This is a genomic window from Pseudomonas sp. LBUM1666, assembly GCF_059695775.1.
In genome coordinates this window covers 1,407,317-1,420,459 of the sequence record NZ_CP166789.1, presented here as the reverse complement: position 1 = coordinate 1,420,459, position 13,143 = coordinate 1,407,317, and the positions used below count along the sequence as shown (strand labels likewise).

Annotated in this window: 14 protein-coding genes; 5 read left to right on the top strand and 9 right to left on the bottom strand. The window is 58.5% G+C overall.

Annotated elements, in window-relative coordinates; genetic code table 11:
• Positions 1-74 precede the first annotated feature (74 nt).
• On the top strand, positions 75-491 hold the full coding sequence (locus tag ACA056_RS06360) for a GNAT family N-acetyltransferase (RefSeq protein ID WP_497271310.1): 417 nt from the start codon (positions 75-77) through the stop codon (positions 489-491).
• Between the two features lie 150 nt (positions 492-641).
• Here the strand turns inward: ACA056_RS06360 and def are convergent, their stop codons facing one another.
• From def to ACA056_RS06345, 3 genes are all read right to left on the bottom strand, one after another.
• The gene (gene def / locus ACA056_RS06355) at positions 642-1,181 is read right to left on the bottom strand and encodes a peptide deformylase (protein WP_497271308.1); all 540 of its coding nucleotides are present in this window, start codon (positions 1,179-1,181) and stop codon (positions 642-644) included.
• On the bottom strand, positions 1,178-2,134 hold the full coding sequence (locus ACA056_RS06350; protein ID WP_497271306.1) for a YihY/virulence factor BrkB family protein: 957 nt from the start codon (positions 2,132-2,134) through the stop codon (positions 1,178-1,180). The genes def and ACA056_RS06350 overlap by 4 nt, the downstream gene beginning before the upstream one ends.
• A gap of 171 nt (positions 2,135-2,305) precedes the next feature.
• Complete coding sequence (locus ACA056_RS06345) at positions 2,306-2,497, bottom strand: CsbD family protein (RefSeq protein WP_129437765.1); 192 nt, start codon at positions 2,495-2,497, stop codon at positions 2,306-2,308.
• Positions 2,498-2,696: 199 nt separating this feature from the next.
• On the opposite strand from ACA056_RS06345, the gene ACA056_RS06340 reads away from it, so the two are divergent.
• Positions 2,697-3,074, top strand: coding sequence for a hypothetical protein (locus ACA056_RS06340; RefSeq protein WP_033056806.1), 378 nt, complete (start codon positions 2,697-2,699; stop codon positions 3,072-3,074).
• A 236-nt stretch (positions 3,075-3,310) separates the two neighbouring features.
• Here ACA056_RS06340 and fadD1 read toward each other — a convergent pair whose 3' ends face one another.
• A complete protein-coding gene (gene fadD1, locus ACA056_RS06335) occupies positions 3,311-5,011 on the bottom strand; it encodes a long-chain-fatty-acid--CoA ligase FadD1 (RefSeq protein WP_497271303.1) in 1,701 nt (566 codons plus the stop codon).
• A gap of 367 nt (positions 5,012-5,378) precedes the next feature.
• Positions 5,379-7,067, bottom strand: coding sequence for a long-chain-fatty-acid--CoA ligase FadD2 (gene fadD2, locus ACA056_RS06330; protein WP_497271301.1), 1,689 nt, complete (start codon positions 7,065-7,067; stop codon positions 5,379-5,381).
• Positions 7,068-7,312: 245 nt separating this feature from the next.
• Between fadD2 and ACA056_RS06325 the strand changes: the two genes are divergently transcribed.
• Both ACA056_RS06325 and ACA056_RS06320 read left to right on the top strand, forming a co-directional pair.
• A complete protein-coding gene (locus ACA056_RS06325; RefSeq protein ID WP_497271299.1) occupies positions 7,313-8,257 on the top strand; it encodes an alpha/beta hydrolase in 945 nt (314 codons plus the stop codon).
• A gap of 41 nt (positions 8,258-8,298) precedes the next feature.
• A complete protein-coding gene (locus ACA056_RS06320) occupies positions 8,299-8,769 on the top strand; it encodes a MaoC family dehydratase (protein ID WP_046049496.1) in 471 nt (156 codons plus the stop codon).
• A 242-nt stretch (positions 8,770-9,011) separates the two neighbouring features.
• Here the strand turns inward: ACA056_RS06320 and ACA056_RS06315 are convergent, their stop codons facing one another.
• The 4 genes from ACA056_RS06315 to ACA056_RS06300 all read right to left on the bottom strand — a co-directional run bounded on the left by ACA056_RS06315 (position 9,012) and on the right by ACA056_RS06300 (position 12,698).
• Complete coding sequence (locus tag ACA056_RS06315) at positions 9,012-9,881, bottom strand: efflux RND transporter periplasmic adaptor subunit (protein ID WP_497271297.1); 870 nt, start codon at positions 9,879-9,881, stop codon at positions 9,012-9,014.
• Between the two features lie 10 nt (positions 9,882-9,891).
• A complete protein-coding gene (locus ACA056_RS06310) occupies positions 9,892-10,098 on the bottom strand; it encodes a DUF1656 domain-containing protein (RefSeq protein WP_008151119.1) in 207 nt (68 codons plus the stop codon).
• Positions 10,085-12,073 carry an FUSC family protein gene (locus tag ACA056_RS06305; RefSeq protein WP_497271295.1) on the bottom strand — a complete coding sequence of 663 codons (1,989 nt, stop codon included), beginning with the start codon at positions 12,071-12,073 and terminating at the stop codon, positions 10,085-10,087. The genes ACA056_RS06310 and ACA056_RS06305 overlap by 14 nt, the downstream gene beginning before the upstream one ends.
• A 157-nt stretch (positions 12,074-12,230) precedes the next feature.
• On the bottom strand, positions 12,231-12,698 hold the full coding sequence (locus tag ACA056_RS06300; protein WP_497271293.1) for a ferritin-like domain-containing protein: 468 nt from the start codon (positions 12,696-12,698) through the stop codon (positions 12,231-12,233).
• Positions 12,699-12,901: 203 nt separating this feature from the next.
• Here ACA056_RS06300 and ACA056_RS06295 point away from each other — a divergent pair, with 203 nt between their 5' ends.
• A complete protein-coding gene (locus ACA056_RS06295) occupies positions 12,902-13,138 on the top strand; it encodes a DUF3820 family protein (protein ID WP_007949456.1) in 237 nt (78 codons plus the stop codon).
• The last annotated feature ends 5 nt before the right edge of the window (positions 13,139-13,143 follow it).

Below are 13,143 nucleotides of genomic sequence, written 5' to 3'. Positions count from 1 at the left end.
GATCAGGTATACACCTATCGCTGCGCGCGCGTTCTTTTATAATCGCCCGCTTTGCGCACTGACAGTCGAAGACCATGCCCAACACCCAATACACCTTGCTCGCCGAGCCTTTGTGGCCCTTGATGAACAAGTTTTATCGCGCTCACCAATCGTCGATGAAAGCGGTCCGCGACGCTCAACTGTGGGTGGCCAGGCGCGAGGAGATCATTGGTGCTCTGTGTTTGCGACCGGTGGCGGACGGGCATTGGCTGACGGGTTTGTTTGTCGATCCGGCCTGCCGTGAACAGGGAATCGCTGCGGCGTTGATCGCCGAGGCGCTCAAGGATCTAGAAGGTCCGGTGTGGCTGTTTTGTCATCCGGACTTGCGCGGGTTTTATGAACGTCGCGGTTTTACCTTCGACCCGCCGCTGCCCTACTCCATGGCCGAACGCTTGAGCCGTTATGCGCGGAGCAAACCGATGATTGCCATGGGTTTGGAACCGGCCAGATAGAGTTCTAAAGCCTTATGAAGATCAAATGTGGGAGCGAGCTTGCTCCGGGCGGCGTTCCGACGATGGCGGCGTGTCAGTCACCAAATATTTGACTGTGAGGGCCTCATCGCGAGCAAGCTCGCTCCCACAGGGGTTTTTGGTGTTTTCGAATCAGTCGTCGGCGTTGGGATCGAGTTCGGGGAACATCACTTCGGTAAACCCGAATTTGCTGAAGTCACTGATGCGCGAGGGGTACAGCCGGCCGATCAGGTGATCGCACTCATGCTGCACAACCCGCGCATGAAAGCCCTCGGCAACGCGCACGATCGGATTGCCCTTGGGATCGAAACCTTCGTACCGAATGTGCTGATAGCGATCCACCGCGCCACGCAGGCCGGGCACCGACAGGCAGCCTTCGAAACCCTCTTCCAGCGTCGGGCTCAACGGTGTGATCAGCGGGTTGATCAGAATCGTCTGCGGCACGGCTTCGGCGTCCGGATAGCGTTCGCTGTGCTCGAAACCGAAGATCACCAGTTGCAGGTCGACGCCGATTTGCGGTGCGGCCAAGCCAACGCCACCGACGCTTTCCATGGTCTGGAACATGTCGTCGATCAGTTGCCACAGCTCCGGGCTGTCGAACATTTCGGCGGGCACCGGTGGGGCAATGCGCAGCAGGCGTTCGTCGCCCATTTTCAGGATTTCACGGATCATTTGATGACTTCGTCAGTGGTCGGCTTGATCGAGTGATCCCGACCCAGTCCCGACACGTGTTGTTTGTGTTCGTGGTCGTGCTCGCCGGGGAATTTTTCGCCATCATCCTTGCCCTCGGTCGACATATGTTCGATCACGGCATTCATCTCCGCGCCGAGCAACAGCACTGCGGCGGAAATGTAGAAGTACAGCAGCAGCACGATGATCGCGCCGATACTGCCATACATGGCGTTGTAGTCGGCGAATGTTTTGACGTACAGACCGAAGCCCAGCGATGCAAGGATCCACACCACCACGGCCAGCACCGAGCCAGGGGTGATGAAGCGAAACTCTTGTTTGACGTCGGGCATGACGTAATAAATCAGCGCCACCGCCATCATCAACAGAATCACGACCACCGGCCAGCGCACGATGGTCCAGAGGGTCACGATGAAGTCTTCGAGGCCGACTTGCGAGGCGATCCAGCCCATCACCTGCGGCCCGAGCACCATCAACGCGGCGGCCACCAGCAGCATGCCGGCGATGCCGATGGTGTAGAAAATCGACAGAGGGAAACGCTTCCACGCCGGCCGGCCTTCGACCACGTCGTAGGCGGCGTTCATCGCGCTCATCATCAGCCGCACACCGGCGGACGCGGTCCACAGGGCAATCACGATACCGACCGACAGCAAGCCACCCTTGGATTGCTGGAGCTGGTCGATGACCGGGTTCACCTGTTCCAGCGCCTGGGGCGGCAGCACCAGTTCCGATTGCAGGCGCAGCCAGGAGAAGAAGTCCGGGAGGTGCAGGAAACCGATCAGGGCGATCAGGAACAGAATGAAGGGGAACAGCGAAAACAGCATCTGATAGGCCAACGCCGAGGCATAGGTCGACATTTCGTCGTCGACGAACTCGGTGATCGTGCGCACCATGACACGGTGCAGGCGCTGACCTTTCATGTGAGGGAAAAACATTAGCGTCTCCTTTCGCCGCAAAAAAGGTTGAAGTCGTGGCGACTCAGGGGCCGTTTTCTACATCAAAGTAGCCTACTTGGCGAGTTTGAAACAATTTCCTTGTGCAAGTTCAGGCTGACACAAAAACGGCCATCCGCGGATGGCCGTTTCTGTTGCTCATCAAAGGCCGGATCACGCCTTGTCGATGCCTTTCTTGATCGCGTCTTTGGCTTTGCCAACCGCTTGCTGGGCTTCGCCTTTCCTTTCCTGCACCACGCCTTCGGTGCGCATTTTGTCGTTGCCGGTTGCCTTGCCGACGCCTTGTTTGACGTTGCCGACTGCTTCGTTGGCCAAGCCTTTTGCTTTATCGCCAGTGCTGCTCATGGTGTTTCTCCTGTGAACAATTGAACGAGAAAAGTCGTTACACAAGGTTGACCGGGGGCGTTTGCGCGGAGTTTCATTTATTTTCAGCAGCACATTTCATCGTTCAGTGCAGGTTGGGCTTTATGTTTGCCGACCAACCCCCGAGAATGCGCAACGTATTCAGGCCATGGCGCTGAAGATCCAATCCCGTAGGAATGTTATGAAACTCGATAAAAAGCAGGCCATTGCCCGCAGAAACCAGGAACTTGGCGGTGCTGTGCTTGGCGTCAACAACTGCCATTTCACCGAATTGAACCGCAACCGCAACATCTGGTGGTTTGATATTCCGGTCGCGCGTCTGGCCATTGGTCAGTACGAATGGGTTCACCTGCTGATGCACACCCCCGATACCGACGAACTGCTGCACCTGAAAGTGCCGACGGTGTTCCTGCGCGAGAAGCTCGAAGGTCTGGTGGTGCGCAACGAAGGTAAACGCAAAGCGGCCTTGAGCCTGGAACTGAGCGCCGACAAGGATTCGTACCTCCAGGACATGCGCCCGGCGGGTACCAACGTCAATTTCGCGCAGTTCCGTCTGTAACACGCCCTCAAGCAATATAGAGACCCTGTGGCGAGGGGATTTATCCCCGTTCGGCTGCGCAGCAGTCGTAAACCCGGCGAACGCGGTGTTCCTGCTGAAATGCGGTTACAGGTTTTTGGGGCCGCTGCGCGACCCGACGGGGATAAATCCCCTCGCCACAGATAAATCCCCTCACCACAGAAGCCCACTCATATCAGTGCCAACAAAAAGCCCCGCATCTGCGGGGCTTTTGTTTGTTACGCGCTTACCTTCTTGACGCCGAGCTTCTTCAGCTCTTCGTCGCGCAACTCGCGGCGCAGGATCTTGCCGACGTTGGTGGTCGGCAGCGCATCGCGGAACTCCACGGAGCGCGGAACCTTGTAGCCGGTGACGTTGGCGCGCATGTGTTCCATCACCGTTTCCTTGGTCAGCGTCACTCCCGGTTTGGCGACGATGAAGATCTTGATCGCCTCGCCCGACTTCTCGTCCGGCACGCCGATGGCTGCGCATTGCAGCACGCCCGGCAGGGTCGCGAGCACGTCTTCCAGTTCATTCGGGTACACGTTGAAACCGGAGACCAGGATCATGTCTTTCTTGCGATCGACGATGCGCATATAACCGTCAGGCTGGATCAGCGCGATGTCACCGGTCTTCAACCAGCCTTCGCTGTCGAGGATTTCATCGGTGGCGTCCTGACGCTGCCAGTAGCCCTTCATCACTTGCGGGCCTTTCACACACAGCTCGCCGATTGCTCCCATTGGCTGTTCAACGCCGGCATCGTCGATGATTTTGCACAGGGTCGACGGAACCGGAATACCGATGGTGCCGATCTGGATGTGCTGAATCGGGTTGACGGTGGCCACCGGGCTGGTTTCGGTCATGCCGTAACCTTCGCAGATGGCGCAACCGGTGACCGCTTTCCAGCGCTCGGCCGCGGCCAGTTGCAGGGCCATGCCACCGGACAGGGTGACTTTCAGTGCCGAGAAATCCAGCTTGCGGAAACCTTCGTTGTTGCACAGGGCGACAAACAGCGTATTGAGCCCGACGAAACCGCTGAACTTCCACTTCGACAGTTCCTTGACCATCGCCGTCAAATCGCGCGGGTTGCTGATCAGGATGTTGTGGTTGCCGATCAGCATCATCGCCATGCAATGAAAGGTGAAGGCATAGATGTGGTACAGCGGCAGCGGCGTGATCAGGACCTCGCAACCTTCATTGAGGTTGGAACCCATCAGCGCCTTGCACTGCAGCATGTTCGCCACCAGGTTGCGGTGAGTCAGCATCGCGCCCTTGGCCACGCCGGTGGTGCCACCGGTGTATTGCAGCACGGCAACGTCGCTGCTGGCCGGGTTGGCTTCAGCGACTGGCTGGCCGTGGCCCTTGCTCAATACGTCGTTGAACTTGATGGCCTTGGGCAAGTGATACGCCGGGACCATCTTCTTCACGTACTTGATGACGCTGTTGACCAGCAGACGCTTGAGCGGCGGCAGCAGGTCGGCCACTTCGGTGACGATCACGTGCTTGACGCCGGTTTTCGGCACGACGAGCTGGGCCAGGTGCGCCATGTTGGCCAGGCAGACCAGGGCTTTGGCACCGGAGTCGTTGAATTGGTGTTCCATTTCCCGCGCGGTGTACAGCGGGTTGGTGTTGACCACGATCAGCCCGGCGCGGATGGCACCGAAGACGGCGACCGGGTACTGCAACACGTTGGGCAGCTGCACGGCGATTCGATCGCCCGGCTGCAAGTCGGTATGCTGTTGCAGGTAAGCGGCAAAGGCACCGGACAATTCGTACAGTTCACCGTAGGTGATTGTCTTGCCCAGGTTGCTGAATGCCGGTTTGTCGGCAAAGCGTTGGCAGGATTGCTTCAACACCGCCTGAATATTCGGATACTCGTCTGGATTGATGTCGGCAGCAATCCCGGCAGGGTACTTATCCTTCCAAAAGTCTTCGATCATGGAAGCCCACTCCTCAGCAACGCGAATTCATCACCGCATTTGATGCGATTATTATTGGTGTGTGTTTTTTATTGGTGTCTTTGTGGGTGAGTCTGGCTTTTTATATAGGCCGAGAAGTCACAAAGCGCGCCGAGAGTAGCAGCTTTGCCAAGGGTCGACCAGAGCCAAAAGCGGCCTCTACGGTCACTTTAATGACTCAAGAATAGCTAGCAGTCATTTTAGAGCAAAAATTCTATATAACCTTGAAAGCCCCTGAATCCGGGGGCTTATCAAAAAAAATCGCGAGCAGGCTCGCTCCCACAGGATCAACGATAACCTTGTGGGAGCGAGCCTGCTCGCGAACGCGCGAAGCGCGGCCATTCAATGATCAGGCAATATCCCGCAACTCCCGCCGCAATATCTTGCCCACCGGCGTCATCGGCAACGACTCACGCAAGACGATGTGCTTGGGCACTTTGTACGCCGTGAAGTTTTCCTTGCAGTAGGCCTTCAGCTCTTCAAGGCTGACACCCGTTTCACGGGCCACCACAAACAGCTTCACCGCCTCCCCCGAACGCTCGTCCGGCACACCGATCACCGCACAGTTGGCGACTTTCGGGTGAGCCATCACCACGTCTTCGATCTCGTTCGGGTACACGTTGAAACCCGAGACGATGATCATGTCTTTCTTGCGATCGACGATGCGCACAAAACCGTCCGGGTCGATCACCGCGATGTCACCGGACTTGAACCAGCCTTCGGCATCCAGCACTTCGGCGGTGGCTTCGGGTTTCTGCCAGTAGCCCTTCATGATCTGCGGACCCTTGATGCACAGTTCCCCGCGCTCGCCCAGCGCCTGCTCGACGCCTTCATCGTTGATGACTTTCAGCGTCGTGCCCGGCACCGGCAGGCCGACCGTGCCGAGGCGCGACTTGTCGCCGTACGGGTTGGTGCAGGCCACCGGCGAGGTTTCGGTAAGGCCGTAACCTTCGGTGATGCGGCAACCGGTGAGCTGTTCCCAGCGCTCGGCGGTGGCCTTGACCAGTGCGGTGCCGCCGGAGTTGGTGAGTTTGAGGCTGGAGAAATCCAGGGTCTTGAAATCCGGGTGATCCATCAGCGCGACGAACAGCGTGTTGAGTCCCAAAAGGGCCGAGAATCGCCAGTTCTTCAGCTCCTTGATGAAGCCCTTGATGTCCCGCGGATTGGTGATCAGCACGTTGTGGTTGCCCGACACCATCATGCACATGCAATTCGCGGTGAACGCATAGATGTGGTACAGCGGCAGCGGCGCGACCATGACCTCTTGCCCTTCGCGCAACAGCGGCTGACCGTCATTGCCGAACTGCTCCAGGCACGCCCGCACTTGCTGCATGTTGGCCACCAGGTTGCCGTGGGTCAGCATCGCGCCCTTGGCCAGGCCGGTGGTACCGCCGGTGTATTGCAGCACGGCGATGTCGTCGAGCCCGATCTTCAGCGGCTTGATGCCCAGGCCCCGGCCCAGACGCAGCGCGCTCTTGAAGGAAGTGGCCTGCGGCAAGGAGTACGCCGGCACCATCTTCTTGACCTTGCTCACCATCGTATTGACCAGCCAGCCCTTGGCGGCGGGCATCAGGTCGCCCATCTTCGCTTCGATCAGGTACTGGATGTCGGTGTCTGGCAGCACTTCCTGGACTTTTTGCCCGAACATGTTCAGGTAGACCAGCGCCCGGGCACCGGAGTCCTTGAACTGATGACGCATCTCCCGCGCGGTGTACAGCGGGTTGGTGTTGACCACGATCAGCCCGGCTCGCAGGGCTCCGAACACGGCAATCGGGTAATGCAGGACGTTGGGCATCTGCACCGCAATGCGATCCCCGGGCACCAGGTCGGTGTGGGCTTGCAGGTAACCGGCGAACGCTGCGCTGTAGCGTTCCAGTTCGGCGTAGGTCAGGGTTACGCCCATGTTGCTGAATGCCGGGCGGTCAGCAAATTTCTTGCAGGAACGCTCGAACACCTCGATCACCGACTTGTAGGCCCCTTGATCGATGTCCAGGGGCACGCCGGCCGGGCGTTTGTCATTCCAGAAATCAGGTTGCATTGTTCTTGTCCTCTTTACCTGAACCTATCCGGGGCCGCTTTTCTGTCCTTCCTGTAAAGCAAAAGCGAAAAGCGGAGCTTCACGGACACTAGCAGCTATGGCGAATCAGGCAAATATGCGCACGGTCGACATTGATCGTGTGAATCTTGCTGCCGTGGCATGGCCTGATCAGACGGCACGCTATGGATGCGCTATACAATGCAACGACGCCCATGCCACATGCAGCCCTATGCAAAGGAACCGCCATGATCCACGACACTTTCTGGCTGACCGCGAGTGACCGCAGCCGCCTCTTCGTCAACCAGTGGCTGCCCGCCGCGCCTTTAAAAGCAGTGATCCTGCTGGCCCACGGCATGGCGGAACACAGTGACCGCTACGCGCGTCTGGCGGAAAAACTCTGTGATCAGGGCTACGGTGTGTATGCGCCGGACCTGCGTGGACATGGCAAAACTGCCGAAAACGGGACACTCGGCCATTTCGCCGACGATGATGGTTGGTGCAAGGTGGTCGGCGACCTGGCGAGCCTCAACCAGCACATCGGCCAACAACATCCCGGCGCGCCGATCGTGCTGCTCGGTCACAGCATGGGCAGCTACATCGCCCAGGCTTATCTGCTGCACCACAGCGCCAGCCTGCACGGGGCCGTTCTCAGCGGGTCTAACTTCCAACCGGTGGCGCTCTATCGCGCGGCGCGGCAGATTGCGCGGTTAGAACGTTTGCGCCAGGGACCGAAGGGGCGCAGCGCGCTGATCGAATGGCTGTCGTTCGGTTCGTTCAACAAGAAATTCAAACCGGTACGCACCCAATTCGACTGGCTCAGCCGTGACCCGGCGGAAGTCGACCTGTACGCCAACGACCCGCTCTGCGGCTTTCGCTGCACCAATCAGCTGTGGATCGATTTGCTCGGTGGGTTGCAGCAAATCAGCAAAGCGTCCAATCTCGCTCAGATTGATCCGGGCCTGCCGTTGCTGGTGATTGGCGGTGAATGTGATCCGGTGAGCGAAGGCAAGCGTCTGAAAGATCTGGCCCATGCGCTGCGCGCTGCCGGCAGCCAGAGCCTGCAACTGACTATTTACCCGCAGGCACGGCATGAACTGTTCAACGAGAGCAACCGCGATGAAGTGATCAATGACGTGTTGAACTGGATCGCCCAGGCGCTGAGCCACCGCCGGCCACCCAGATCGGAATAGTTTTTTTTGAATTTATTTATTCGTGACAGGAATTGAAACAGATGACCCAGGTTACCAACACCCCTTACGAAGCCCTTGAAGTCGGCCAGACCGCTAGCTACAGCAAGACGGTCGAAGAGCGCGACATTCAGTTGTTCGCCGCGATGTCCGGCGATCACAACCCGGTGCACCTGGACGCTGAATTCGCCGCCGGCACCATGTTCAAGGAGCGCATCGCTCACGGTATGTTCAGCGGTGCGCTGATCAGCGCTGCCGTTGCCTGCGAGTTGCCTGGGCCGGGGACTATTTATATCGGTCAGCAAATGAGCTTTCAGAAGCCGGTGAAAATTGGCGACACGCTGACCGTGCGTCTGGAGATTCTCGAGAAGCTGCCGAAGTTTCGTGTGCGGATTGCCACTCGCGTGTTTAACCAGCGTGATGAGTTGGTAGTGGATGGCGAGGCGGAGATTCTGGCGCCGCGTAAGCAACAGACGGTGACGTTGCCTAAGCTGCCCGCAATCAGCATCGGCTGATTCGGGGAGGGGTGTCAGCTGAATCCACCCCTCACCCTAACCCTCCCGAAACGTCGGACCGCCCCAAAGGGGCGAGGGGACTGACCGAGGTGTTTGGACGAGCTACTGCGACCTGCAATTCCGAGTCGAACTCAGGCTCTGAAAACAACCGAGATCAGCTCCCTTTCCCCCTCTCCCCCTCTCCCCCCTGGGGAGAGGGCTGGGGTGAGGGGTGGTTCTAAAGTCAGATAAAGATCTGAAACTCACCGCGACCGCTCACCCTCCCCAACCTGCACACTCGCCGTCATCCCCGAACTCAAATTCATCCCTTCCGGTAACTTATCAATCTTGATCCGTACCGGAATCCGCTGCGCCAACCTCACCCAGTTAAACGTCGGCTCGACCTCTGCCAGCAACTGCCCATCCGGCGTGGTATTGCGATCAGTAATCCCTCGACTGATGCTTTCCACATGCCCCTGCAATGCCTCCCCCTGGCTCATCAACCAGACCTTCACCGGATCACCAACACGAATCCGTGGCAGCTTGGTTTCTTCGAAATACGCCTGCACATAAAAAGTCGAATCGTCGATCAACGCCATTACCGATTGCCCGGCATTTACGTAGTTGCCTTCGGCCAGACGCAGGTTGGTGATGTGACCGCTGCGGGGCGCATGGACCTGACTGCGGGCGAGATTGAGTTCCGCCACCTTGGCTTCGGCCTGGGCTTCACGCAGTTCGCCACGGGCGATGCCGGCGTTGATCTGTGCGTTTTCACGCAGCTCGGCACTGATTGCCTGCGGCCCGAGGGCAGCGCGGCGGCTGGCTTCGCGTTCACGCAGATTGAGTTGCTGCTGGCGGGTCTGCACCACCGCCTGGGCTTTCTCCAGCGCCGCTTCGAAACGGTCGCGGTCGATGCTCAGCAATAAATCGCCGGCCTTGACCTGCTGGTTATCAAAAGCCTTGAGTTCACGCACCCAACCCGAGACGTCCGGCGCGATCACCACCACGTCGGCGCGGATCCGCGCATCCCGAGTCCAAGGCGTGAGCATGTAGTACTGCCACAAATGGAAGCCGGCAAAAATCGCCGCCGCCACCAGGCATAAGGTCACCGCGACACGTATCGGTGTACGCATTTTCAACTCCTTATAAAGGTCCGAGGACGACGGTGATCAAGGTCAATACACAGACGTACAAGGCGCAATCAAACAACGCTTCGTGCCAAATCCAGCGGCCCACCGGTGTCAGGCGCAAGAGCATGCGCAAGGCTCCAGTGACGAGCAGCGCCAGCAGCACATAAATCAGAAACGGACTGAGCAGCACGCCACCCACCGACCACTCACGCAAGCCCATGGCTTTGCTCCTGTTGACGGCACCAAGCGCGCCAGCTGCTTTGCAATTGCAGCACCGCGCCTTGGGCCAGTTTCACCGCATCGCTGGGGGGCAATGCGTACAAGGTCTTCAAGAATTCTTCACTCGGCTGCGCCAACGCCTCGGCGCGACTGCCGGCCGGGCCTTGCTCGAGGATTTTTTCCAGCTGTTCGAGATAACGCCGCTGAGGCGCACTGACCGGCACCTGCGCCACCGCCAGACTCAAACGCAAATGCAGCAATTCGTCGCCGATGTCCAGGCCGAGCAAGCCATCGTCCCAGCGACTGCGCGCCGGTTCCGGCAACTCGGGATAGTGTCGCGCCAATTGCAGCAAGCGGTCGGCCATGCGCCCGCCAAACCAGCTTTCGGCACCGCGCAGATTGCGCCGGGTCAGACGCACCAGATCGTCGAGGGTCGCCGCCAGCAAACGTCGGCCATGCCACGTCGGGTTGCGCAGGATCAACAGATGGAACGCCAGCACGGCGGCGCCTACACCAATCACAATGGATTGAGCGCTGTTGAGGAACGTCGCGACATCGAATTTCATCGCATTGAGCGGCGAGACCAGCACGATGAAGTGCAGACAAAATGAGGTGGCGGTGGCGCCTATCTGCGGTTTGGCCATGCCCAGCGCACCGAGAAACAATGGCACGCCCATGCCCATGCACAGCAAGGCAAAACCACTCCATTGCGGCAGCAGAATCTGCCCGACGATAAACGCGGCCGGAATTGCCAGGAAGATCCCGCGCAGAAAACTCATGCCGATCTGAGCGCCGTTCTCGCGGCTGGCGAACAGACTACACACCACGCACGTCAACAGCAGCGCGCCGGAGGCAGCGGGCCAGGCGGTCGCCAACCAGAAGCACGAGACCACCAGAAACGCCAGGGCACTGCGGGTACCGAAAATCAGCGCCAATGACAGGTCGCGGTGCGGTGTCAGGGTTCGTGGCGGGTCGACCGTTTCCTTGCCCTCCTCAACGGCGTTCAACGCGGCGCTGGCCGCCATGGCGGTATCGAGCAACAAGGTGAAACGGGCCAGGCAGTAACTCTGTGCGGAGCTGATGTACGGGTCGTGGGAAGCGTCGAGCAACCTTGGACGCAGCGCTTGCCGGGTCGCGGTATCCGGGCTGTTGAGCGCCTCTTGAACCTCCGTCATCCAGGGCAACAGTTGCTCGGCTTCCAGGGGCTCCAATTGCTTCCACTGACGACGCGCCGAACGGGCGATGCGCAGCAGCATCAACAGCTTCTGGCTCAAGCCGCTGATGGCGCGTGCTCGTTGGCGCCCCAGGCTTCCTTCAAACCAGGCATGCTCGCGCTGGGCATCGACGGCGACGATTTTCCCGAGGATTTCCAGCAAGCCTTTACGCGCCTGACCATCTCCGGCCAGGGTTGCACGTGCGGCGTTCATACCGCTTTGCCACGCTGCTCGCGCCTGATCCGCCAGTTGCCGTTCGACCCGCATCGGCCAGAGCAGCGCACTGGCGGCGGTGGCGCAAAGAATGCCCAGGCAGATTTCCGTGCAGCGAGCCACGGCTTGATCGAACACCGTCAGCGGATGGGTAATGGCCGGCAGCGCGATGATCGCCACCGTATAACCGGCCAGCACGAACGAATAGGACCAGGCGCTGCGCAGCAAGGTCGAACTCGCCGTACACAGACCCAGCCATAACGCCAAGGCCAACAAGAACAGCCAAGGCGTCTGGGCAAACAACCCCATGAACACCACTGACATGATCGTCCCGACCAGAGTCCCCAGCAACCGCGCCAGGCCCTTCTGCACCACCATCCCCGACAAGGGCTGGGCGACGATGAACGCCGTCATCAATGCCCATGCCGGTTGTTCCAGACCCCAGCGTAATGCCAGCCACAGCGCCAGGCCGCCGCCGATCAAGGTTTTGATCGCGAACTGTAAGGCGCGGCGGTCAGGCGCAAACAAAGCCTGCAAGGTGATAGGCACGTAAAGGACTCTTGGAAAGGCGATTTAACGATAGTCGGGTTCGGTTCAGTCACTTGATAAACAAATTATTAGCTAGCTAACTAACATCCGTCCAGTGCTAATTCCCGGACACAAAAAAACGCCAGACTGGCTGGCGTTTTTGACAGACAACGAATGCTTACGAGCGTGCGCGTGCCTGATTACGCAGGGCTTTTACCTGATCGTGATTGCGTTGCACGCCGTGGTACTGACGCTCAACCAGGTCACGAATGCCCACCAGGTTGTGTTTGTTGATTTTTTCGATGGCTTCTTTGTAAGCCTTCAGTGCATGGTCTTCACCACGTTCGGCTTCGTTCAGCACGGCTTCTTCATCCTTGCCGGTGAACATCGCTTTCACGTCGACCCAACGGCGGTGCAGGTCACCGCTGACACTGGTGGACGTTTCCGGATCGCCTCCCATCGAACGTACGGCGCTCTGAAGTTCAGCAGCCGCGGTGGCGCAGTCGGCGGAACGCTGCATGAACAGCGATTTCAGTTCTGGATGTTTGATGTCTTCAGCGCAAGTCTTGAACCCTTCCTGACCGTCTTTGCTGGTTTCAATCAGGTCGTTGAGTACGGAGATGGCTTCTTTATTAATATCGGTCATTTTCAATTCCTCACGGGTTGATGAAAGATGCAATAGGTGTTGCATCCTGCATGCCAGCTTTGAATTGATCAGTTATTTCTTATATTTCAATTGCTTATCGATTAATGCGAAAACTGTATCCGCTTTATTTGCATGATCTGTCATTTGGCCTGCATGCAGAATGCCTGTATTTTCCAGACTGTTTGAATCAAGACGACTGATTGATGAACCCTGAAAAGCTCGAACTGTTGATTACCCGTGAAATGCCCTTCGGTAAATACAAGGGCCGGATCATTGCCGACCTCCCCGGCCAATACCTGAACTGGTTCGCCCGGGAAGGTTTCCCCCACGGCGAACTCGGTGGCTTGTTGGCCTTGATGCAGGAAATCGATCACAACGGCCTGTCGGAGCTGCTCGAACCGCTACGCGCCAAACATGGCAAACCTGCCCCCCGCCATTGATCCTG

Bases quoted from the DNA above. Each gene is read 5' to 3' on its own strand.
- ACA056_RS06360 (WP_497271310.1), top strand. From the start codon at position 75: ATGCCCAACACCCAATACACCTTGCTCGCCGAGCCTTTGTGGCCCTTG.
- def (WP_497271308.1), bottom strand. From the start codon at position 1,181: ATGATCCGTGAAATCCTGAAAATGGGCGACGAACGCCTGCTGCGCATT.
- ACA056_RS06350 (WP_497271306.1), bottom strand. From the start codon at position 2,134: ATGTTTTTCCCTCACATGAAAGGTCAGCGCCTGCACCGTGTCATGGTG.
- ACA056_RS06345 (WP_129437765.1), bottom strand. From the start codon at position 2,497: ATGAGCAGCACTGGCGATAAAGCAAAAGGCTTGGCCAACGAAGCAGTC.
- ACA056_RS06340 (WP_033056806.1), top strand. From the start codon at position 2,697: ATGAAACTCGATAAAAAGCAGGCCATTGCCCGCAGAAACCAGGAACTT.
- fadD1 (WP_497271303.1), bottom strand. From the start codon at position 5,011: ATGATCGAAGACTTTTGGAAGGATAAGTACCCTGCCGGGATTGCTGCC.
- fadD2 (WP_497271301.1), bottom strand. From the start codon at position 7,067: ATGCAACCTGATTTCTGGAATGACAAACGCCCGGCCGGCGTGCCCCTG.
- ACA056_RS06325 (WP_497271299.1), top strand. From the start codon at position 7,313: ATGATCCACGACACTTTCTGGCTGACCGCGAGTGACCGCAGCCGCCTC.
- ACA056_RS06320 (WP_046049496.1), top strand. From the start codon at position 8,299: ATGACCCAGGTTACCAACACCCCTTACGAAGCCCTTGAAGTCGGCCAG.
- ACA056_RS06315 (WP_497271297.1), bottom strand. From the start codon at position 9,881: ATGCGTACACCGATACGTGTCGCGGTGACCTTATGCCTGGTGGCGGCG.
- ACA056_RS06310 (WP_008151119.1), bottom strand. From the start codon at position 10,098: ATGGGCTTGCGTGAGTGGTCGGTGGGTGGCGTGCTGCTCAGTCCGTTT.
- ACA056_RS06300 (WP_497271293.1), bottom strand. From the start codon at position 12,698: ATGACCGATATTAATAAAGAAGCCATCTCCGTACTCAACGACCTGATT.
- ACA056_RS06295 (WP_007949456.1), top strand. From the start codon at position 12,902: ATGAACCCTGAAAAGCTCGAACTGTTGATTACCCGTGAAATGCCCTTC.